The organism is Rhodoluna lacicola, from assembly GCF_000699505.1.
GTDB lineage: Bacteria > Actinomycetota > Actinomycetes > Actinomycetales > Microbacteriaceae > Rhodoluna > Rhodoluna lacicola.
Genome location: NZ_CP007490.1, coordinates 1,334,078 through 1,355,898, shown reverse-complemented (window position 1 = coordinate 1,355,898; position 21,821 = coordinate 1,334,078). Strand labels below are relative to the sequence as shown.

19 protein-coding genes, 3 tRNA genes and 2 pseudogenes are annotated in these 21,821 nt (G+C 49.1%); 17 read left to right on the top strand and 7 right to left on the bottom strand.

Features of this window, described 5'->3' with window-relative positions; translation table 11 throughout:
• Nucleotides 1-16 precede the first annotated feature (16 nt).
• Nucleotides 17-607: a hypothetical protein gene (locus RHOLA_RS06590; RefSeq protein WP_038503317.1), complete on the top strand. Its 591-nt coding sequence runs from the start codon at nt 17-19 to the stop codon at nt 605-607.
• Here RHOLA_RS06590 and RHOLA_RS06585 read toward each other — a convergent pair.
• Together RHOLA_RS06585 and RHOLA_RS07155 are read right to left on the bottom strand one after the other, a co-directional pair.
• Nucleotides 591-2,318 (bottom strand): sensor histidine kinase, encoded by a 1,728-nt coding sequence (locus RHOLA_RS06585; RefSeq protein WP_038503314.1) that lies wholly within the window; start codon nt 2,316-2,318, stop codon nt 591-593. The genes RHOLA_RS06590 and RHOLA_RS06585 overlap by 17 nt on opposite strands.
• Nucleotides 2,305-2,955, bottom strand: coding sequence for a response regulator transcription factor (locus RHOLA_RS07155; protein WP_051636362.1), 651 nt, complete (start codon nt 2,953-2,955; stop codon nt 2,305-2,307). The genes RHOLA_RS06585 and RHOLA_RS07155 overlap by 14 nt, the downstream gene beginning before the upstream one ends.
• A 128-nt stretch (nt 2,956-3,083) precedes the next feature.
• Here RHOLA_RS07155 and RHOLA_RS06575 point away from each other — a divergent pair, with 128 nt between their 5' ends.
• The 8 genes from RHOLA_RS06575 to RHOLA_RS06540 all read left to right on the top strand — a co-directional run bounded on the left by RHOLA_RS06575 (nt 3,084) and on the right by RHOLA_RS06540 (nt 12,040).
• The gene (locus RHOLA_RS06575) at nt 3,084-3,974 is read left to right on the top strand and encodes a hypothetical protein (protein WP_038503311.1); all 891 of its coding nucleotides are present in this window, start codon (nt 3,084-3,086) and stop codon (nt 3,972-3,974) included.
• 4 nt (nt 3,975-3,978) lie between these two features.
• Nucleotides 3,979-5,088 carry a hypothetical protein gene (locus RHOLA_RS06570; RefSeq protein WP_038503308.1) on the top strand — a complete coding sequence of 370 codons (1,110 nt, stop codon included), beginning with the start codon at nt 3,979-3,981 and terminating at the stop codon, nt 5,086-5,088.
• A 164-nt stretch (nt 5,089-5,252) separates the two neighbouring features.
• Nucleotides 5,253-5,346: transfer RNA gene (locus RHOLA_RS06565), tRNA-Ser, on the top strand.
• A 165-nt stretch (nt 5,347-5,511) separates the two neighbouring features.
• Nucleotides 5,512-5,584: transfer RNA gene (locus RHOLA_RS06560), tRNA-Arg, on the top strand.
• A 240-nt stretch (nt 5,585-5,824) separates the two neighbouring features.
• Nucleotides 5,825-6,610 carry a crotonase/enoyl-CoA hydratase family protein gene (locus RHOLA_RS06555; RefSeq protein ID WP_038503307.1) on the top strand — a complete coding sequence of 262 codons (786 nt, stop codon included), beginning with the start codon at nt 5,825-5,827 and terminating at the stop codon, nt 6,608-6,610.
• Nucleotides 6,611-6,762: 152 nt separating this feature from the next.
• Nucleotides 6,763-8,733: an acyl-CoA dehydrogenase family protein gene (locus RHOLA_RS06550; RefSeq protein WP_038503304.1), complete on the top strand. Its 1,971-nt coding sequence runs from the start codon at nt 6,763-6,765 to the stop codon at nt 8,731-8,733.
• Nucleotides 8,733-9,923 carry a thiolase family protein gene (locus RHOLA_RS06545; protein ID WP_038503301.1) on the top strand — a complete coding sequence of 397 codons (1,191 nt, stop codon included), beginning with the start codon at nt 8,733-8,735 and terminating at the stop codon, nt 9,921-9,923. Before RHOLA_RS06550 ends, RHOLA_RS06545 begins: the two co-directional genes overlap by 1 nt.
• Entirely contained in the window at nt 9,923-12,040 is a 2,118-nt protein-coding gene (locus RHOLA_RS06540) for a 3-hydroxyacyl-CoA dehydrogenase NAD-binding domain-containing protein (protein WP_038503299.1), read from the top strand. The genes RHOLA_RS06545 and RHOLA_RS06540 overlap by 1 nt, the downstream gene beginning before the upstream one ends.
• On the opposite strand, the pseudogene RHOLA_RS07350 reads toward RHOLA_RS06540, so the two are convergent.
• Nucleotides 12,037-12,231: pseudogene (locus RHOLA_RS07350) on the bottom strand (arginase family protein); the annotation flags it as partial. The gene RHOLA_RS06540 and the pseudogene RHOLA_RS07350 sit on opposite strands and share 4 nt — an antisense overlap.
• 20 nt (nt 12,232-12,251) lie before the next feature.
• Here RHOLA_RS07350 and RHOLA_RS07465 point away from each other — a divergent pair.
• Together RHOLA_RS07465 and RHOLA_RS06535 are read left to right on the top strand one after the other, a co-directional pair.
• On the top strand, nt 12,252-12,347 hold the full coding sequence (locus RHOLA_RS07465; protein WP_227818778.1) for a class I SAM-dependent methyltransferase: 96 nt from the start codon (nt 12,252-12,254) through the stop codon (nt 12,345-12,347).
• Between the two features lie 19 nt (nt 12,348-12,366).
• On the top strand, nt 12,367-12,627 hold the full coding sequence (locus tag RHOLA_RS06535; RefSeq protein ID WP_051636361.1) for a type 1 glutamine amidotransferase family protein: 261 nt from the start codon (nt 12,367-12,369) through the stop codon (nt 12,625-12,627).
• A 1-nt stretch (nt 12,628) separates the two neighbouring features.
• Here RHOLA_RS06535 and RHOLA_RS07270 read toward each other — a convergent pair.
• A pseudogene (locus tag RHOLA_RS07270) lies at nt 12,629-12,832 on the bottom strand (DUF2200 family protein); the annotation flags it as partial.
• 239 nt (nt 12,833-13,071) lie between these two features.
• Between RHOLA_RS07270 and RHOLA_RS06525 the strand changes: the two are divergent.
• Nucleotides 13,072-13,148 (top strand) — tRNA-Pro (locus RHOLA_RS06525).
• Nucleotides 13,149-13,170: 22 nt separating this feature from the next.
• Here RHOLA_RS06525 and RHOLA_RS06520 read toward each other — a convergent pair.
• Nucleotides 13,171-13,554 (bottom strand): hypothetical protein, encoded by a 384-nt coding sequence (locus RHOLA_RS06520; protein ID WP_051636360.1) that lies wholly within the window; start codon nt 13,552-13,554, stop codon nt 13,171-13,173.
• Between the two features lie 207 nt (nt 13,555-13,761).
• Between RHOLA_RS06520 and RHOLA_RS06515 the strand changes: the two genes are divergently transcribed.
• The 5 genes from RHOLA_RS06515 (at nt 13,762) to RHOLA_RS06495 (ending at nt 18,258) form a co-directional block, all read left to right on the top strand.
• A complete protein-coding gene (locus RHOLA_RS06515) occupies nt 13,762-15,093 on the top strand; it encodes an ABC transporter substrate-binding protein (RefSeq protein ID WP_144239032.1) in 1,332 nt (443 codons plus the stop codon).
• A 116-nt stretch (nt 15,094-15,209) separates the two neighbouring features.
• The gene (locus tag RHOLA_RS06510) at nt 15,210-16,079 is read left to right on the top strand and encodes a carbohydrate ABC transporter permease (RefSeq protein WP_038503296.1); all 870 of its coding nucleotides are present in this window, start codon (nt 15,210-15,212) and stop codon (nt 16,077-16,079) included.
• Between the two features lie 14 nt (nt 16,080-16,093).
• Nucleotides 16,094-16,918 (top strand): carbohydrate ABC transporter permease, encoded by an 825-nt coding sequence (locus RHOLA_RS06505; RefSeq protein ID WP_038503294.1) that lies wholly within the window; start codon nt 16,094-16,096, stop codon nt 16,916-16,918.
• A gap of 71 nt (nt 16,919-16,989) precedes the next feature.
• Entirely contained in the window at nt 16,990-17,643 is a 654-nt protein-coding gene (pdxH, locus tag RHOLA_RS06500) for a pyridoxamine 5'-phosphate oxidase (protein WP_038503292.1), read from the top strand.
• Between the two features lie 18 nt (nt 17,644-17,661).
• Nucleotides 17,662-18,258 carry a LysE family translocator gene (locus RHOLA_RS06495; protein WP_038503290.1) on the top strand — a complete coding sequence of 199 codons (597 nt, stop codon included), beginning with the start codon at nt 17,662-17,664 and terminating at the stop codon, nt 18,256-18,258.
• Here RHOLA_RS06495 and RHOLA_RS06490 read toward each other — a convergent pair.
• Nucleotides 18,169-21,537 carry a DNA polymerase III subunit alpha gene (locus tag RHOLA_RS06490; RefSeq protein ID WP_084321452.1) on the bottom strand — a complete coding sequence of 1,123 codons (3,369 nt, stop codon included), beginning with the start codon at nt 21,535-21,537 and terminating at the stop codon, nt 18,169-18,171. The genes RHOLA_RS06495 and RHOLA_RS06490 overlap by 90 nt on opposite strands.
• On the bottom strand, nt 21,534-21,821 hold the full coding sequence (locus RHOLA_RS06485) for a DUF6504 family protein (RefSeq protein ID WP_038503287.1): 288 nt from the start codon (nt 21,819-21,821) through the stop codon (nt 21,534-21,536). Before RHOLA_RS06485 ends, RHOLA_RS06490 begins: the two co-directional genes overlap by 4 nt.

The following is a 21,821-nucleotide window of genomic DNA, read 5'->3' as shown; positions in this document are numbered from 1 at the left end:
AGGCAAAATTGACTGCATGAGCAATGACTGGCAGGCAGGCGAGCCCGATGAGGCAACCCTAAACTGGGGCGTTGCCGAGGCCGATTCCAGCACCAAGGTGCGCATTCGCAAGGGCCAGCCAGAAATCAAGCACATCCCCTTTTATAAGTTCCCCTATTACCCCGATGTCCTTGACCTGCGCAAGTGCGGCTACGAAATTGAGAACTTTGCCGAGATTTTCGACCAGTTAGACGGCGCCCATTACCGCCACGCAATGGTTGCCCACATTCTGCTTCATTTACCCACCGATGAATACGGCCGGATGGGCGATGGCTCCGGCGGAAACCCGCTCTGGAACCCGCGACGAGCGCGCGAACTTGAGTTTGAGGTGCGTGCAGCCCTACACCGATTTGGCCTAAGCGATGTTCCAACCCTGCTGCGCCGAATGATCGGTAAGGCACTACCTGGTGACAGCATGACTCACATCGGTGTGGATTTATTGAATGTTTTCTTTTGGGCAGCTCTGGCTAAGGTGGCTCGCGATTTTGCTTGGCGCTCGCCGAATTTAGAATTTGCCGCTGACTATTTGGAGTATCCGGTTAGAAGGGCCTTTAGAACTGCAAGGTGAGTTTAGTTCCCCCGGTTGATTCTTGGACGAGGTCCCAATTTCCTTTAGAGACGCTGTTAAAAAAGGTTGAGCCCAAGCCGGCCTTACCGGCGCGTGGGCCGATGCCATCATCAATCACTTCAAGATTTATTTTTTGATCGGACAAAACCTTTGCAAGCACAAAAACGTTTTTAGCGAGACCGTGCCTAATCGCGTTCGAGGTAGCTTCGTCAATTAGTTGAATTAACAGTATTCGTTTTCTTGTTTCGAGATTCTTGAGATGGCTATCAAGATTCCATGTAATTCTCACGAAACCAAGCCACTGATTACTTAATTTTGCTAGTTCAGATTCTAAATCGCCAGAATTCAGGGTTTGAAAACCTGAATCTAACGTTTTCAAAATATTTTCGACTAGTGCTAGTGCTTGTTCAAGTTCCTCTTTAGTCGCCTCACCTTTTTCAAGCCCAAGGGCAACAGCAAGTAGCTTGTTTTGTACCTGCCCGTGAAGATAGTTAGCAAAGTCACGGTTTTGAATTCTTGCCTGACTAAGACGAACAGCGCGATCAATAGTTTCTGACCCATACAAATCGGCAAATTCCTGTTTTATTTCTGAGCTACCTTTACGAACCCCAAAGAGGAAGGCACTTATAAATGTCAATTGTGTCAGCCACAGCCAAACTGCCAAAACCGTTTGAAATTCATCAAACGCAGATACGTAGCCAAAGACAATCTCTCCGGTTACAAAAGTTAAGAATGACACCGCAAGATTGGCGAGTAAAAACCAACAGGTGGCAACCCAATATTTTTTAGGCCTAAACTCAGACATGAGCCAGAAACCAACCTGTATAACCGCTCCGGCGAGTATGCTGCGAAGAATACCTTCACTTATCCCTACTGATTTGATTATTGAAGGAAAGGCTGTGATGGCATAAACCACGGCGACAACAGTTCGCGCTTGGGTGAAACTAAAAATGGCTTGCCTTGCAATCTCAGAAAGAGAAAAACTTGAAATTCTTTTGTTTTCTTGTTCCCAGATTCTGTGACTCAGCGGCCTCAACTGCTCAGCCACCAGTCTTCGAATTGCACTTGCGTACTGATTCGCAGAATCCTCACCGTTAGTTGATCTGCCAATAGATGAGAGTTCATATTTAGCCATGTCCGCAAAGGCTCGAAGCGAGGCCTGATTATCACGCGTTTGCGCGATGCCAGATTCAATCAAGGTGTTAGAAACACGTTCAGCCACCAGGGAGTCTCGTTGGGCTTGTAAGACGGATAATCGGTGCGCTACCAATGATATGGCTGGGATTAACCAGGTCCCCAGCAGCGATGTTTGACCTACTCGATCAACGATGGTGGATCCTAGGTCGGATTCAATCTGAAGCAACCAGCAACCCAAACCAGTCATGGCGCCTTTTAGTGCTCCAACACTTGCGCTAAATATAATCACCCAAAATAAAGGAACAGGATTCCTGGCTCGATTTCTAAAAATTGTTTTAGAAAAAACTAGAACCCAGATAGCACAAATAGATAGAGCGAAAATGTTGGCGAGAAAAATAGCAGATAAAAGACCAAGAGTGTTTAGTGGGGGCTCTGTTTGCGAGAAGTATCCTGCACTTGTGGTTAGTAAGGAGGTGGTGATAACTAAGGGAGTAGTCAGCAAAAGGTAGCGGGTGTCTAGAAAAAACTTCCCGCCTGCGGCAGCAAGAAACGACTCTTCTTTAGTCGGAGACATTCTTCATTTGTCCCAGTGCACGGAAATATACGTTTGCCATGTGCACCCTCTGATTTATTGTCGAATCCTTTTCAACGCCAAGTGTTTTGGCAAGCCTAGAGATGGCTAGCTCCACGGACTTTTCTGTAACGCTTCTGCGCTTGGCAATTTCGGCATTTGAAAGGCCCTGAGCCATAAGTCTCAAAGTCTCAAGTTGCACGTCAGTCAAGGTGGCAATTGGTGACGAACTTGCCCGCGCCATAGATGGGACTCTCTCAGACTTATCGATAGATGCTCGTAGGGCCTCAAGAATGTTCCAGATGTCACTTATTTTGTTCTTGTGCAGATAAATAGATCTGAAGGGCAGTGGAGGCAAACTTGGATTCAATAGCCTTGGATCCTCAAAACTACTCAAGAACACAATGCCAATGTTCGGGGATTTACTTCTAAAGGCAGTTGCGACGTCTATTCCCGTTGGTCCTTTACCAAGATGAAGATCTAGTAGCGCCACGTGCGGCGTTGCTTTATCAAATTCCAGTAGAGCCTCGCTGGCCGAGCCTGTATCAATAACTACTTGAATGCCTTGAGCCCGCAGCGAAGATGCAACAGTTAGGCGCGTGAAGTCGTCATCTTCAACTAAGGCAACGCGCATCTGCATGACTTAAGTATCAGGCAGTGATGGGCTTTCCCTACATGAAAATAACGATTGAGATTATCTTGAGGGGTTATCCCCTCAATTACCCGTGAAGCCTTTTCGGTGTGAACTGCCAGTTCTAGCCTTTTAATATGAGTAAAAATTTGTGGAATTGGAAGTCGATAGCAATCATCACGGCTGTCACCGTCGTTGGCGTTTTGTCGCCTATCTCAGCTAATGCCTGGGAGGACTCTTCTGGACCAGATGAAATCGTTACAGTGTCTGTGGATCTAGGAGATAACCCCGATGACGGCGGCCCCGATAGTTGCACGGGCTTTGGATCCCTAAGTATCCCTCTTACCAACATATCCGTTAGAAAAGAGCGCAAGATCCTCAAAACTGCGTGGGAAGGTGACGGGTACGACGATGACAACAACTCAGAAACCCCTGCCGTAAGTGATCAGAATCAAGATCCCTCCGCAGGCGTTGTTCGAGACCCAAGAGACCTGAGTCGGTATCCGTTGGATCTCTTGCGTGAAAATACCCGCACAAACTTCGTATCTCAAGACTTTCAAGTTAGTTTTGACGCCGACAACTGTGAGGTATCTGATCGGCAGGGTTACGTTTGGACCGAGCGCCAACCGGTCGAACGCTTTTTTACCGATGATGGTGATTACTGGAGTCCGGTTGAGATGACTGACGCAGATGGAATTTTGGGTGCTTCAACCCTAAGAGCATCCGCCAATCTCTTTGTTGACTACTCTCTTTTCGGAGTGAATAGAAACGATGTAAAACTTTACGATGACGTTCACTGGGAGGTGAGGCCTCAAGATGATTGGAACGTACAGGCGTGGGGAACAGAGTATACAAATCAAAACATGCCGGTAATTTGGGGGTCCGGTGGAGAAGCCACCACCAAGGCGTCGATAACCATATTCGGTGACGTCCCAGTTGGCAAGTATCGGGTTAAGCACGGATTCACCTTGGACACCGGAAGTTTCAACGACGGACCTTGGCAGTGTTTCATAGGATTCTGTCCTTAAGAATTTGAAAAAATTACTCGCTTATGTAGTCGCGGTAACTCTGTCTTTTGGAGTTACCGCGATTCCGTCGTATGCGGCCTCTAACACCTTAAAGGTCAGTAACCCGCCGGAAGAGTTCATAATCGGCCAGCCTGGAATCCTTGAGCCCACACTCAATTTGGTTGTTATTATTACTGGCCCAGTCGCTGCTGAAATAGATGTGCAGTTTGTGGATTACGTGTTTGATGAGTCTGGGAATAAGGCGAGACTTCCAGAAAACTCAACACCACATTCGCTGGCAAAAATTTTCTCGGTCACTCCATTCCAAAATCTATATCGACCATCAAAATCTGGTTCAGAATTTTTAATCACTCTCAAGCCCAAGCTTAAAAAGATAGAGCAGATTTACTACGGCGGAATTAAGGTATCCATGAACCCTTTGGGCGGTACCAGACAATCGGGAATTGCAAGTGCCGCTTCCACTGGCGCTATTGCCTCGCAGGTGAATGTGACGCCTTATGGGTTTGCAGGGAGCATAAAAAACGGAAAAATAACTGGTGCAGAGCTTTCGCGAATCAACTTCACGTCAACAAATCGAACAAGCATCATAGACTCATTTCTCCCAGATCTGCCCGGGCTGATTAATTCGGGGCCAATTGAGGCAAAAGTCAGATACAGAAACAAAGGGGAACTCCCTGTTTTTGCATTCGCGAGCTGGGAAATTAGCGCCAACGAAAAGGTTTTGGCAACCAAGCGGACATCCAAAAGCATTTTGTTGGGTGGGCGAAGCGCCACCAGATCTGTCATAACCCAATCCAACATTGAGGGATCTCGAGAAACAGTCAACGTGCTACCCGATTTTGGGCCTGTCAAAATTAAGACAACCCTGCACTCGGAACTCGGTGGCACAAAGTTTGACCCTGTCACTGTGGAGTCATCGGTATTCGTTGTTCAGTGGAAGGAACCGTTCTTTTTTACAGCCTTGATTGCATGCTTGATCTGGTACGTATCGCGCCGCAGGCCTTCAAAGGGCGGACAAAAACGCAGGGAACCTAGCCTTGTCTGGCTGGCCCTGAAGGCGTTCAAAAAGTACTTGAAAAGCCGCCTGGCAAAGCCCTCGAATAAGGCAGTTTAGTTGAACAACATTAATAGCCTCAAGATTGTGAATATTCAATAAGTGTTTCGCGAGGCATCATCAGTAGTTGGCACGATGCCTGATTGCGCCTTCTTATGGCTTGATGATCCTTCACCGTCCGGTTTCAATTGAGGCCTTGATTCGGCTAAACTGGTAAGGTTCGTGGAGACGTCGCATAGCCCGGTCGAGTGCGCCTCACTGCTAATGAGGTAAGGGTGTTAAAGCCCTTCGGAGGTTCAAATCCTCTCGTCTCCGCCACGAACAACCCCTAGACCGCAGCTAGCAAAGCGGATAAGATAGGGAAGTTGCCTGTAAAAAGGTGACAAGGTACCAACCCAGAACGCGGCGATTGTGCGATTTCTAACGAAATCGACAAACGCTCGTCGGGTGAGATTGAGAGCTAGCTCTCATCTAACCCTCCTCGCGTTTGTAGCTCAACGGATAGAGCATCTGACTACGGATCAGAAGGTTGGGGGTTCGAGTCCCTCCAAGCGCACGAAATCCCGGTTCCTTCTCACGAGGACCGGGATTTTCTCTTATCCTTTTTGGTATCTAATAGCGGGCTGTAGCGCAGCTTGGTAGCGCACTTGTTTCTTGGAACTTTGAGAAGTTCCTAGTTCTTCCAAACGGTCAGGTGCACCGCTTTAGACCAACAGTCAAGCCAGATGCAACAGAAATCGTTTCGCTAATCGAAGCCAACCTACCCAACTAATTCGAATAAAAAACAGGTAAATAAATGAACGCAACATCAAAAGTGACTATCGAACAAAAAGGTCACGTACTTCTAATTGGTTTGAATCGCCCAGAAAAACTTAACGCGGCTGACATGGAGATGTTGCAAGAGCTTGCTCTTGCTTACGGCAAGTTGGATTCCGATCCAGAACTTCGAGTGGGACTGGTTTTTGCCCACGGTGATCACTTCACCGCTGGATTAGATCTTGCAGATGTTGCACCACGACTAAATGCCGATGGATTAGCAATGGTGCCTGAAGGCGGACTGGACCCATGGGGGATTCAATCAACGCCGGTATCAAAACCTGTAGTTATTGCAATTCAGGGAACCTGTTTCACACTCGGTGTAGAGCTTGCACTAAATAGCGAAGTTGTAATTGCGGCCGAGAACGCAAAGTTTGCTCAATTAGAAGTTTCCAGAGGAATTTTGCCCTTCGGTGGCGCAACCAAGAGAATGCCAAGATCTGCTGGTTGGTCCAACGCGATGAGATACCTACTTACTGGAGAATCTTTTGACGCGGCAACTGCGTTACGCCTTGGAATTGTGAATGAGGTTGTTCCTGTTGGAACCGAGAAAGATCGCGCCCTCGAACTAGCCGAAAAGATTGCCGCCCAGGCTCCTCTTGCAGTGCAGGCAACCCTCGCTTCCGCGAGAGCTGCCCTATTGGATGAGAAAGCCGAAGATGGCTTTATAGGCAAGCGCTTAGCCAGACTGGCGGCATCGAACGACGCCAGGCGTGCGATGGAGGCTTATCTTTCTAAGTCGCCAGTCACTTTTGAAGGAAATTAGGCTTCCAAAAAAACACCCAGTTTTTTGTATGTTTCATACAAAGAAGCAAACCTTGGATTTACTGAGGTTGTAGCTAATTACAGACTTATTAGACCCGCAATTTCAATGAATTCCTGCGTGCTTACAATCAAACCAACACGAAGGAGTGTGCAATGCAAAGCGAAATATTGCCAAAGGTAGACACCACCCTTGTTGGGGACATGTTGCTGGGAAAGTGGAAAGACATTCGTCTTCACACCCGGAAAATTTGCGAACAGCCCGAAATGTGGCAAATCCCAGGCCTTACTCACCACGAACATCGTGAACGAGTCTTTGGCCAGCTAAAGATCTTGGCGGAGAACGGCTCCACCGCCTACGGCTTCCCTGCTATCGCAGGTGGAAACGCTGATCCAGGTGGATCACTAACAGTATTTGAAGAACTGATTCTTGCTGACCCTTCACTGCAGATTAAATATGGAGTTCAGTGGGGACTCTTTGGTGCTGCAATTCTGTACTTAGGTACAGAGTCACATCACGCAGAGCTACTTCCTTCAGTAGTTACTTTGGAAACCCCAGGTTCTTTTGCAATGACCGAGACCGGTCATGGTTCCGATGTTGCAAACATCGGAACTACCGCTATCTATGACGAGACAACAAAAGAATTTGTAATTCACACTCCATCTCGTCACGCTTGGAAGGATTACATCGGTAACGCTGCAATTCACGCCAAGGCAGCAGTTGTTTTTGCGCAGCTAATCTCCAAAGGAGAAAACCACGGTGTTCACGCTTTCTATGTTCCAATTCGCGACAACAGCGGAAATTTCTTGCCAGGTGTTGGCGGCGATGACGACGGAGTAAAGGGAGGTCTAAACGGTGTTGACAACGGAAGACTTCACTTCACTGATGTTCGAATTCCAAGAAAGTGGTTACTGAACCGCTACGGCAATGTTGCAGAAGATGGAACATACTCATCTCCAATCGAATCCAAGGGAAGAAGATTCTTCACCATGCTTGGAACTTTGGTTCAGGGAAGAGTATCTATCACCGGTGGTGTGACAAACGCTCAGAAGGTTGCACTAACAATTGCAATTCGTTATGCGCACGAGAGAACTCAGTTCCCAACTCACGATGGAACAGAACATGTTCTGATGGACTACGGACGTCACCAGAGAAGATTGCTTCCAGCTCTTGCAAGAACCTACGCGCAAGCATTCGCACACCTAGAGCTACTAGAACAGTTCGATGAAGTATTTAGCGGTCGTAACGACACAGACTCTACTAGACAAGATCTAGAAACCGTTGCAGCAGCTTCCAAGGCACTATCAACTTGGAACGCACTAGACATCATTCAGGTTTGCCGTGAGGCTACCGGTGGTCAAGGCTTTATGGCCCAGCACCGCATGGTTGGTTTGCGAGCAGACCTAGATGTTTATGCAACCTTCGAGGGTGACAACAACGTGCTTCTACAGCTTGTTGCAAAGAGACTACTTAGCGACTACTCAAAAGCATTTGCTTCACCTAACTTTGGAACACTCGCTCAGTATGTTGTTGAGCAAGTAGGAGAGGTTGCAATCAACCGAGGAGGACTTCGCGGAATCGCACAGAAGTTCACTGACTTTGGTTCAACTGCAAGATCGATTGGTTTTGTTCGCGACGAGGAGCACCAGCACCAGCTTCTTACCGACCGTGTTCACACCATGATTGCAAAGCTTGCTAACGAGCTTCGTCACTCTGGAAAGAAAGATCCTGCAGAAGCTGAAAGATTATTCAATCGCCACCAGAATGATCTGATCATTGCCGCCAAAGCACACGGAGAACTAATCCAGTGGGAGGCGTTCACCTCTGCTCTTAACAAGATTCAAGACCCTCAGACTAAGAAGGTTTTGACTTGGCTAAGGGACCTATTTGGTTTCACTTTGTTGGAAGAGAATCTTTCTTGGTACATGATCAACGGAAGACTAACCTCACACCGTGCCGAGGCAATCACCGACTACATCGACGGCAGATTGCTTGGAAGGCTAAAGCCTCACGCTTCGGACCTTGTTGATGCATTTGGTCTAACAGAAGGTCTAATCAGAAGCGACCTGGCCTTTGGAGCAGAATCTAGAAGACGCGAATCACTAAAGAAAGAAGCGAGCAAATAATGCAAAACACCTACTTCGTTGATGGAGTCCGCACACCATTCGGTAAAGCCGGAGAAAAGGGTGTCTATTGGAACACTCGCGCAGATGACCTAGTTGTTAAAGCCATGATTGGTTTGCTCGATAGAAACCAGTCGGTCCCTAAAGACGCAATCGACGATGTCGCTATTGCCGCTACCACCCAAACTGGTGACCAGGGTCTAACCATCGGCCGCACCTCAGCTATCTTGGCTGGGCTTCCAAACTCAGTTCCAGGCTTTGCTATTGACCGTATGTGTGCTGGAGCCATGACTGCAGTAACCATGATCGGTTCGGCTATTGGTATCGGAGCATACGATCTAGTCCTTGCAGGAGGAGTCGAGCACATGGGTAGACACCCCATGGGCGGTGACGCTGATCCAAACCCACGCTTCATCGCTGAAAAGCTAGTGAACCCAGACGCCCTAAACATGGGTAACACTGCAGAGAAGATTCACGACCGCTATCCAGTGCTAACCAAAGAGCGCGCGGATGCCTTCGCGGTGCAGAGTCAGAAGCGCGCGGCCGCTGCTTACGAAAAGAATTACATCCAGCAGGACTTGGTTTCTGTTTCTGCCACCACACCTGAGGGACTAAGGGTTGTAGACAAAGACGAACTATTGCGACCAGATTCAACTGTTGAAGGCATGAAAGACCTAAAGACACCTTTCCGTGCGAACGGAAAAGTAACCGCAGGTAACGCTTCTCCACTAACTGATGGCGCAACTATTTCTTTGCTAGCTGGCGACCAAGCAGTAAAGCAGTATGGACTGAAGCCACGCATGAAGATGGTGACATTTGCATTTGCAGGTGTTGAGCCAGAGATCATGGGAATCGGTCCCATTCCGGCAACCGAAAAAGCTTTGAAAAAAGCCGGTCTTTCAATTTCCGACATCGGACTATTTGAAATCAACGAAGCATTTGCAGTTCAGGTTCTTTCATTCTTGGAGCACTTCAAGATTGCAGATGACGACGCAAGAGTGAACGCTTGGGGTGGAGCAATTGCATTTGGTCACCCACTTGCTTCCAGTGGTGTTCGACTAATGAACCAACTGTCTCGTCAGTTTGAGATGAGACCAGATGTTCGCTACGGAATCACAACAATGTGTATCGGTCTTGGTATGGGTGGAACCGTTATCTGGGAAAACGAGAATTACGACGGAAAGAAAAACTAATGAAACTTGATCACTTCTCTGAGCTGTGGTCAAACACCGATGAGGTAATTACTCATTCGTATGTTCAGGATGTAAAACTTCCTTCCGGAAAAGTTCTTGCGCTCATCACGCTTGATAACCACAAAGATCACACCAGACCATCAACACTTGGCCCACTTACTCTGAAAGAATTCGCGGAGACTCTAGAGGTTCAAGAGCAACGCGCTAAGAAAGGCGAGATTCATGGTCTTGCTGTAACAGGTAAGCCATACTTTCTAGCCGCGGGTGCAGACCTTTCTAAAGTAGGTTCGATTCCATCTACCCGCGCTGGAAGACTGGTTGTTGAGCTTGGGCACTTCGCCCTAGGCAAGCTTGGAAATTTCCCAGTTCCAACATTTGTGTTTATCAACGGCCTTGCTCTTGGTGGTGGATTAGAGATTGCTCTGAACGCTAACTACCGAACCGTAAACTCTGCAGCTCCTGCAATCGCTCTTCCAGAAGTTTTCCTTGGACTACTTCCAGGCTGGGGCGGGGCGTACCTGCTTCCAAACTTGATTGGAATCAGGAACGCACTGAAGGTTGTAATCGAGAACCCACTGAAGCAAAACCGCATGCTGAGCCCGAAAGATGCTCTCAAGCTTGGAATTGCAGATGTCATGTTTGACCCACAAAGATTCATCGAAGACTCTGTTGTTTGGGCGGACAAAGTCCTTGGCGGTAAAAAAGTATCCCGCCCAAACAAGCCAGGCCTATTTGAGCGCTTGGTTATCTGGGGACCTGCCGTTTCCATCGCTAGAAAAATGGTGAAACAGAACATTGGCTCTGTGCCACTTGCTCCCTACGCAGCTCTAGATCTTCTAGGCGAGGCTAGATTCAGCTCTAAAGAAAAAGGCTTCAAGCGCGAGGACGAAGAACTAGAAAAACTGATTGCATCTGACCAGTTCCGTGCCAGTATCTACGCTTTCAACCTTGTTCAAAAGCACGCAAAGAACCCACAGGGTGCTCCGGATCCAAAGCTTGCAATCAAGGTGCAAAAAGTTGGTGTTGTTGGTGCCGGTCTAATGGCTAGCCAATTCGCTCTTTTGTTCCTAAGAAGACTTCAAGTTCCAGTGGTAATCACTGACGTTTCTCAGGAACGCGTCGACAAGGGTCTTGCTTACTGCCGTGCAGAGCTAGACAAGCTGGTTGAAAAAGGCCGCCTGTCAGTTGACGACCGCAACCGCTACAGCGCAAACCTAAGCGGAACTCTGGACATGAATGACTTCGCTGATTGTGACTGGGTTATCGAAGCAGTATTCGAGGAACTCAAGGTCAAGCACGATGTGTTTACCCGCGTGGAGGCAGTAGTAAGACCAGATGCAATCTTGGCTACTAACACCTCTTCTTTGTCTGTTGATGAAATCGGAAAGGTGCTCAAACACCCTGAGCGCCTGGTCGGTTTCCACTTCTTCAACCCGGTAGCGGTTATGCCGCTTCTCGAGGTGGTCAAAGCTGCTAAGAGCAACGATGTTTCTGTTGCCACCGCGATGCGGGTTGCAAATGATCTAAAGAAGACAGCGGTCATTACTTCTGACAGCACCGGATTCGTAGTGAACAGGTTGCTTGGTTACCTTCTGGGAGAAGCCATGAAGGCCGTTGACGAAGGCATTCCATTCGAAGAAGTGGCCGACGCAATCGCTCCTCTTGGTCTGCCAATGAACCCATTCGATCTTCTGGAGCTCGTTGGGTTGCAAGTTGGTGCTCACGTGCTGGATTCAATGTATGGATTTGCACCGGAGCGCTTCTATAAGACCGATTCTCTGCACCAGCTTGCAAAGCTTGGTCGAATCAGAACCAAGGATTCCAAGGGTAACAAGACTGGCTACGACCCAGAGGCAATCAAGATTGTTTCTGGTCGCACGAGGACTAGATCTAAGGATCAAGTATTCGATGACCTAATTGTTGGACTGACGACTGAAATCAAGCTAATGCTTGATGAGAAGGTTGTTTCCAGCGCTGAGGATATTGACTTGTGCATGATCATGGGTGCTGGTTGGCCATTCCACTTAGGTGGAATCACACCTTACCTAGATCGAATTGGTGCCTCCAAGAAAGTCTTTGGAGCAACTTTTCACAACCCGATGATCAAGGGCGTTTAACGAGACAAGAATCCGCTAGCTAGTTCCAAAATAGTTAGCGCACCTAGGCGAACAGTTCTTCCATCAGCACTGTCTGCCAATGCATCTATCTCGGTGATGTCGACAGATTTAACTTGTGTTGCTTTTCCTATTTGAAAAGCAAACTGCCTAAGTTCATCTGCGGAGATTCCTCCTGGAGCAGCGGCAGGACAAGCTGGGCAGGAACTTTGTCATGGTTGACCAGAACCCAGAGTCCATTGAGGTTATGACCGCGCGTTATGCAAAAGCTGGTCTGGGTAACGTTAGATTTGTTGAACTAACAGACTAAAACGAATTCCGGGGGCAGCATGATCATGACGCCAAGAATCGGCGAGGAGTTTATTGATTGGAAACAACCAGACGGAACGGATACAACTCTTGGTCTAGTTGATTTTTCTATCTTTCCGCACCTAGATCACCCAATGCTTACCGAGAACACAATGGCCGCGGCAGTTGAATGGGCAAAGAAGCTAGGCAACGACTCTTATGCAATTGACGAAGACACCGCTATCAAAGTGGTTGCTGACCAGGTTGAAGTAATCTCCGAAGGAAACTGGAAAAAGTTTTAATCTAGCGAAGGATTTTTTCCATCGGCCTGCCCTTGGCCAGCTCATCAATAAGTTTGTCTAGGTAGCGAATCTTCTGCATCAGCGGGTCTTCAATTTGTTCAATTCGCAAGCCACAAATCATTCCGGCAATAAGCGGTGCTTTTTCGTGAATCTTTGCCGCCGCAAAGAAATCGGTGAGGGTGCTACTTGCAGCCAGGTGTTTTTGAAGGTCATTCCGTTTAGATTCCGTTCAACGGACGGAAACGGACGGAAACGGGCATATCTGCAAAAGGTGGCTTGACTAATAAAATACTGGGGTAAATTGCCACTCAGGCTTCACATAGAGGTATTGCAACATAACTACGGATCAGAAGGTTGGGGGTTCGAGTCCCTCCAAGCGCACGAAAGCCCGGTTTCTTCTCACGAGAACCGGGTTTTCTCTTATCCTTTTCAGGTAAGTAATTACGGGCTGTAGCGCAGCTTGGTAGCGCACTTGTCTGGGGGACAAGGGGTCGCAGGTTCAAATCCTGTCAGTCCGACCACGAACCTAATGGGTGGGCCAAGCTACTTTCGCAGCGCCCAGGCGTAGGCGGCGGAAAAGCCAAAACCCACCGCTGCATATAAATAGGTAAACCAGCCAAGCGGCGCGGGTATCAACAGGGTCAAAACACCCAAGGCTGCGGCGCTAATCAGCATTACTCTGCCTGAAAACAGCACGGATTCGGCTGACCCTTTTATAGACACCGATAACATGTTGCCGGCCAACGCCACCAGTGTGATGCCGATCATGCGCATGGCCCAATCCAGCGCTGCCGAGGCCGGTAGACCCAATAGCTGATTGAAAAAGGCCGGAAACCCGATTAGCACCAGGGCGCTCAGGCCAAAAACTATAGATCCGGCCCTTAGGACCGCTCTGATGCGCCGTTCTTGGATTGGTTTTTCATTCATCGCTAACTAACCCCTATCTACGGCTTAACTATGGCATTTAGCCAAAGAATTGGCTGGCATCCGGGGCAATTTAGTCGAATTCCCCCAAGAATGTAAGCGTTTACAAATCGTTATCAAAAATGGTTTTTTGTCCGGACTAGAGGGTTTAGTTTTATAGCAAACCTCTTTTCGACGTCGATGGAGGTTTCCATGGAAAGGGAAATTCGTATGAAGAAAGCTACAAAATTTGCAGCTATCGCTCTTGCTTCTGCACTAGCGGTTTCTGTAATTTCAGCACCTGCAGCTAACGCTGCACCTGCTTGCCCTAAGAAGGCAACCGTAACAATGCTTGGAACAATCAAGCCTGAAATCCAGGACCAGTTCCTAAATGCAGTTGCTGCATACAACAAGAGTCAGAAGTGCTACACAGTTAAGTCAATCCCGGGCGACCGCAAGCTGACTTTCCTACAGAACGTAACCCCGATGTACGCTGCCAAGAAGGCTCCGACCATCATGTACGACCTACAGTTCCTACCAGACATGGCAAAGCGTGTTATGGACTGGAAGGGCACCAAGCTTGCAGCTGCTGCACCGAAGGACCTACTAACTGCAGCCAACATCGGTGGCAAGCAGGTTGGTGTTCCATCAACTGTTGAGGCTTTCGGTCTTCTATACAACAAGAAGGTTCTAGACAAGGCTGGCGTTGACCCTAAGAAAATCACCACCCGCACTCAGCTAGAAGAAGCTTTTAAGAAGGTTGAAGCATCAGGTACTGGAGCGATCCGCTTCTCAGCTATCTGGTGGTCACTTGGTGCACACGTAACCAACCTTTACTTCGCTAACGCATCTTCAACTCACGAAGGTCGTCTAAAGGTTCTAGACGCTATGGCCAACGGAACCAAGAAGCTAACTGGTGACCCAGTATTCAACAACTGGCTAGCAACCTTCGAACTAATGAAGAAGTACAACCAGGCAAAGCCAAACCTTGCTGACACCGAGTACGCTGCAGCAATTGCAGACCTTGCAGCTGGTAAGGCTGGTTTCTGGTTCATGGGTAACTGGGCAGAAGAAGACTTGATCAAGGCTTCTAACGGTGGAGACTTCGGAATCATGCCATTGCCAATCAGCACCAACGCGAAGGCATACGGAAACACCTCAATCTCAGTTGGTGTTCCTGGATACTTCATGATCGACAACCAGCAGTCAACCAAGGAACAGCGCGCTGGTGCTGTTGACTTCTTGACTTGGTTGTACCTATCACCAGCTGGTGAGAAGTTCGTAGCTGGCGCCCCTAAGGATGGCGGCATGAACTTCATCCCTGTTTACAAGGGCACCAAGTTGAAGGCAACCTCATTCATGGCTCGTGAAATTGCGACCTACGTGAAGGCAAACAAGTCAATCGAGTGGATGAACACTTACTACCCTGGTGGCGGTCAGGACCTATACGGTGCCTCAGGTCAGAAGTTGATCACCGACAAGATTGACGGTGAGCAGTACGCCGCTGAACTAGAGAAGGCTTGGAAGGGCGCTGTAAAGACCTGGCGCGGAGTTAAGAAGTAATTCTTACCTCAACTTTCTAGTCAACTAGAATCAAATTCCTGGGGTGGGGCAACCCACCCCAGGAATTTATAAACTTAAAAGCAAAACTCGCAAAAGCAAACAAAGGGGAGAGGCAAATGCCCTTTACTAAAAATTTGAAGAAATTCATAATCTTCGGAGCACTTCCGCTCTCGATCTTCACCTTTGTGCTTGTCTATCCTTTTGCGCAAGGTCTATTCCTTACCTTCACCGACTGGGATGGCTTTGAGTTTGCCAACTTCGTTGGTATAGACAACTACGTAAAGTCATTCCAAGATGAAACTTTTTGGGCGACTCTTTCTTTCACAGCACTATTCGTGGTTGTGTCTCTTATCGCGGTAAACGTTGTGGCCTTTGGCCTAGCTCTACTTGTGACTTCTAAACTTCGTAGCTCTAACATTTTCAGAACTTTCTTCTTCGTGCCAAACCTAATTGGTGGAGTTGTCCTGGGTGTGATTTGGCAGTTCCTCTTCAACAGCGCATTGACTTCGCTGGCAACCAGATTCGGTTGGACCGCCCTTGAGTCCTCCTGGCTAAACGAAACAGATACTGCCTTCTGGGCTTTGGTCATTGTGACCGTGTGGCAGCAGTCGGGTTACATGATGATTATCTACATCACCGGTTTGATTAGCATCGAGCAAGATGTTCTTGAAGCAGCTCGCATTGACGGAGCCTCAGCTCTTAGAACTCTATTAGCGGTGAAAATCCCGTTGATGGCATCGGCTTTCACCATTTCACTATTCTTGACACTGCGAAACGGCTTCATGGCTTACGACGTAAACCTTGCCCTTACCGGTGGTGGCCCTTACCGCACTACTGAGTTGATCTCGATGCACATTTTCCAAGATGCTTTTGCATTCGCAAACTTTGGTACCGGCCAGTCAAAAGCCGTAATCATGTTCTTGATGGTCGCTATCGCGGCGCTAGTTCAAGTGACAATCAGTAAGCGCCTGGAGGTTCAGCGATGAGTAAGAATGTATCTATGAACAGGCGTGCTTCGGTAGCCAAGTCAATTATTTTCACAGTTGGTTTGGTACTTTCAATTGCCTTTGTGATGCCATTCTTCTTGGTATTCGTGAACGCATTTAAGCCGATTCCTGAAATCATCTCAAACCCACTGGCTTTCCCAGTTGAATTCACCTGGGATAACTTCACTCAGGCACTTGAGAAGATGAACTTCTTCATGTCGCTAACCAACTCGGTAATCATCACCGTGCTAAGCGTTGGAGCATTGATTTTGATCTCGTCAATGTTGGCCTACTACCTACAGCGCACAAAGAACAAGTTCACCAAGAGCACTTTCTTGATCTTGGTTGCCTCAATGATCGTGCCGTTCCAGGCGCTGATGATTCCATTCATGTCAATCTTCGCGCCGTTCGTTTCATTGAATAACCAGGCTGCGTTGATCTTCTTCTACCAGGGCTTTGGTGTTGCACTTTCAACATTCTTGTACCACGGCTTTATCTCAAACATTCCAATGGAATTAGACGAAGCTGCGGCACTTGACGGAGCGAATGACTTCACAATTTTTTGGAGAATCATTTTTCCAATGTTGAAGCCGGTCACCGCCACAGTTGCCATCATTAATTCGCTTTGGATTTGGAACGACTTCTTGCTTCCAAGGTTGGTGTTGACTCCAGAGACCCAGACCTTGCCGCTTTCTACCTACCTGTTCTACGGTCAGTACATGACTGAGTATGGTCAGGCCATGGCGGGTCTGCTACTTGCAGTTGTTCCAATCATCGTTTTCTACCTGATTCTGCAGAGGCAGTTCATCTCAGGCATTTCATCTGGTGCCGTGAAGTAATTTTTGGTTATGAAAAACCGGCCTTTCTTGAAGGGCCGGTTTTTCTTTTAATCGCTAAGTAGGCTGAAGCTATGGAATCACTAAATCGGCACGAGGATTACGGCCAAGAGTCGCTGGATGAAACTCACCTACTCAGTGACCCAATTGAGCAATTCAAGATTTGGTTGCGTGAGGCAGAAGCGGCTCAGATATATGAGCCAAATGCATTCGTGCTGGGAACAGTTGATGAACACTCACACCCGCGAACCCGCACCGTGTTACTTAAAGGTGTTGACGAGCGCGGCTTCTTTTTTGCTACCAATTACCTCTCGCGCAAGGGCGAGGCAGTTGCCGTCAACAACAACGTCAGTGCCACCTTTGGCTGGTACTCAATGTATAGACAGGTCTTAATTCAAGGAACTGCCGAAAAGGTTGACCCAGCCGAATCCGATGAGTATCACGCCTCGCGTCCGCACGATTCGCAGGTGGCCGCTTGGTCAAGCCACCAGTCCAAACCAATTGACACCCGCTCTGCCTTGGATACCCAGTTTGAACAGGCACTTGCCAAATTTGAAAACACCGATGTACCGCGCCCCGATTACTGGGGTGGGTACCGAATTGTGCCGACCCGAATTGAGTTTTGGAAGGGCCGATCAAATCGCATGCACGACCGAATCGAGTTCTCACGTTCAACATTGGCCGATGGCAGCTTGGGCCAGTGGCAGGTTCAGCGGCTGCAGCCGTAGTTCACCTAAACTCGCAGTATGACCTGGAGCTTGTTGGTATCGGTGGCTGTTTTCAGCTTTGTGACCGCAGTCTCCCCAGGCCCAAACAACACCTTTTTACTTTCCTCAGGGGCCAACTTTGGGCTCAAAAAATCAGTGCCCTATCTAAACGGAATCATGGCCGGGCTAATCGGCATGATGGCTGCCCTTGCCGCCGGCCTTGGCGTAATTTTCACCACCTTGCCCCTGGTCTACCAGGTACTCAAGTGGGTGGGTTTTGCCTACATCGTCTGGCTTGCATTTCTAATCGTCAAAAGCACCAGCAAATCCGATACCGGTGAGGCTCAGTACATTGGCTTTTGGAAGGCGACCACTTTTCAGTTCGTGAACCCTAAGGCCTGGGTGGTTATCGGGTCATTTATGGCAACGATGGTGCCGGTTGGTTCCGGCCTTGGCGTCACCGCATTTATTTGCTTTGTCTTTTTGATTTTTACCTATCCGGGCGCGCTGCTTTGGGCAGTGGCTGGGCAGGTTTTGAAGGATTGGCTAAGCAACCCGGTTCGTCGCCGCATTTTCAACATTGCCTCGGCCATCTTGCTGGTTCTGTCGATGGTGCCCGTGCTGTTTCTTCAGTAGCCACTGATCCCAGAGTTCCTTTAGATCCCAGGCATTCTCGGCCATGATGGAGACCCCATTTACCCCGGTTCTGCGAGTTTTGCCACCGATAATCACCAGCTTGGTGTTGAACAAAATGTGCGCGCAGCGGGCCTGAGCCTCATCAAAGAAGGTGGCATCGGCACAGCCCTGGCCGTCATCAAGGGTGATGAATACCACGCGTTTACCCGACCGCATGGGTGGGGTTTGGGTAGCAACGCGAACTCCGGCCACCAGCACCTCTGATTTATTGCGCATGCCAACCAGTTCGTTGCTGGTGACCACCCCCATCTCATCGAGCATTGGCCGGTATTGATCCAGCACGTGCTGAGTGACATCAAGGTGCAAAATCTCAAGCTCGTGAGCAACCTGCTCTGTCACGCTCATTTCGGCATTGCCGGTTGGCAGTTGTTCAACGCCCGCGTAATCAAGCGAGGCGAAATCCAACATGGGCTGATCTTCGCGCGGGGTTGGCCGCTTCTTCAACGCGTTTAGTTGTCGAACTCGGGCCAGCACATCGCCGCGGGTAAAAACTTCACCGGCACTGATTCCGGCAACCCCATCTAGCGCACCAATCAGCGCCAGCCGTTCCATGGTTCGCCTGGCTGGTTTAGCCCGCATATAAAAATCGGCAACATCAACAAACGGCTGCTCTTCAATGATGCGCGCGATCTCGGCCTCGCTAATTCCCTGCACCTCGGTGAGTGACATGCGAACACCGATGCTGTCTGCAGATTTTTCTACACCGTTTCTTTCAACATGGCTTATTTCAACTCTGTATTCATCGGTGGATTTGTTTACATCAATTGGTAAAAGTTTTACGCCAAGCCGGCGAGCTTCACTAAGTAGCAATCGGCGCGGATACATTCCAGGGTCGTGGGTGAACAGGCCAGCCATAAATTCGGTGGGGTAGTGGGTCTTGAGCCACGCACTTTGATATGTTGGCACCGCAAAAGCGGCACCGTGCGCTTTGCAAAAACCAAAACTGCTGAAGCCCTCAAGAATCGACCAAACCCGGTCAATCACATCTTGCGGATATTTTCTGGCGGCCGCTTCTTTGCGAAAAAACTTTTGCACCAGGTGATTTTTTCTTGGGTTCTCTAGCGAGCGACGCATTTCATCGGCCTTGGCTAAACCGCAACCGGTCATTGTGTTTAGAATTCGCAGAACCTGCTCGTGAAAAACTACGATTCCAAAAGTCTCGCGAAGAATTGGTTCTAAATCTTTGTGCATGTAATCCGGTTTGGCAAAACCGTGACGACCATCAAGATATGGAGCAATCATGTTTCCCTTCATTGGGCCCGGGCGAAACAGTGAAATCTGAATGGTTAGGTCATTGAATTGAGTTGGTTGGTGCTTGCCGGTAAGTTCGCGTTGACCCGGGCTTTCAATCTGAAAAATACCAAGTGTGTTTGTGGTGCGAATAGCTTTGAAGGTTGCGGCATCGTCGCGCGGCACAGCATCAAGATCAAGCGCCTTGCCGTGCACGCGCTCAATCTCGCGAACGGCATAGGCCATGGTGCTTTGCATGCGCACGCCAAGCACATCTAGTTTCAAGAAGCCCATTGGGTCCATGTCATCTTTATCAAACTGACTCATTGGCAAACCAGCCCCCGATGGCTCCACCGGAGTCAGGTTCAACAAACTGGAATCACCAAGAATCACCCCGCACGGATGCATCGAGATGTATCGGGGTAGCCGGTCAAGCCGCTCCGTGATATCAACCAGCAGGTTCATGCGCCGATCTTCTTCTACGGCGGCGGCAAACTCGGCCAGCTCTGGCTTGCTGCTCAGCGCCCCGCGAAAACTGCGGGCACTGAAGCGCCACATGTTCTTGGCGATGTCATCGATCTGGTTGTCATCTAGCCCAAGCGCCAGGCCTGAATCCCGCATTGCCCCGCGACCCCGATAGGTGCTCTGCATCGAAAGCAGGGTGACCCGCTGACTGCCGTAGCGTTTGAAAATCGCCCGATAGATATCGTGCCGTCTGGCTGATTCAACATCGATGTCGATATCGGGCAAGCTGGAGCGCTCTGTGCTTAGAAAGCGCTCGAACAATAAATCGTGCTCAATTGGATCAACCCCGCTGATGCCAAGCAAATAATTCACCAGCGAACCGGCACCGGAACCACGCGCTTGACTGCGTATCTTCATATCGCGAATCATTTGCGCCACATCGGCAACGGTTAAAAAATATGTTGCAAAACCAAGTTTGTTGATGGTGATTAGTTCTTGACCTAATCGGTGTTGCACCTGTTGCAGCAATTTACCTTTTGCATTTGGGTAGTAGCGCTCAATGCCGGCGTGTGCTTTTTGCCAGAGCACCTCAAATGGATTGCCATCAATCCCAAGAGCAGATTGCTCTGGAGTCTTTGGTTTACCCCAACCGCAATCATTCACAGGATCAAGTCGGCAGCGTTCGGCAAGTTTTGCGGTGACATCAAACAGTTCAATCGCACGTGCGCGGTCTTCAGTGATTTCAATTGCTAGCGCCAGCATCTTTGCTTGCGGTTTTAACCACGCTTGCGCATTTGGTTGCGACTCAAAAAGACCAAGTGCTTCAAGATTTCTTGCCGCATCAAGAACGTCGGCGGTAAGGGCGTCATCGGGTTCTAAATAACGCACAGCATTGGTCAGCACCGCTGGAATTTTGTGCGCATCGGCCAGCTCAACCATGCGACGAGCTTGCACACTTGAAAAAGATGTGCCCGGTTCGGTTAGGTGACTAACAATTTCAATTGCAAAGGTGCCGGGGTATTGAAACAAGCCCTGCCAATTTTCTAGCAGCGCCTCGGCACGATCGCGATTACCGGCAACCACCGCGTGACCAACGTCACTGTCTGGGCCAATCAGCAGCGTGCAGTTGCCATTGGCAAGTAGCTCGGCAAGTGTGCGACGACCAATACCAACTTCTTTTTTTGAAGAGCGAGTGGCAAGTCGTTTGTTGTGCGCGGTAGAAACAATTTTGCAAAGCGTGGACCACCCCGCCCCCTTGTTGTTGCCGTGCGCCAAAATTACGCAGCGCCCCAAGCTAGAACCATCATCATCTAATACGGTCAGGTCAACGCCAACTATCGGTGTGATGCCAAGTTGCAAACAAGCACCGATATGTTTGACCGCGCCATAAAGTCCGTCGCGATCGGTGATGGCCAGTGCGCTGAAACCCTGGGCAACGCTGGCCTCAACCATTGCCTCTGGCCGGGTCACGCCGTAGTGCCCGCTGAATGCCGAGGCCACGTGCAGGTGAGTGAACGAGCTCATGAGTGGTAGATGCGCACCAGGTGCCAGGCGTGCTTTGAATCGTTGCGGTGCATGATCTCGAACATGCCGGTCTCTTGAGATTCGTTGGCGGCTTTGACCCGCCACATCTCAACCTCAAGCACCCCGGGGCCGATACCTCTTTGTACGTGGTTGGCCTCAGACCACCACTGCTTGCGGGCGAACCAGCGAACCGGCTTGGAAAGCACGGCGTAGGTAGCGCCCTGCCAGCTGAATTTGACCGGTTCACCAGCCTGGTTCACCGATACGGCAATGGTTTTCTCCAT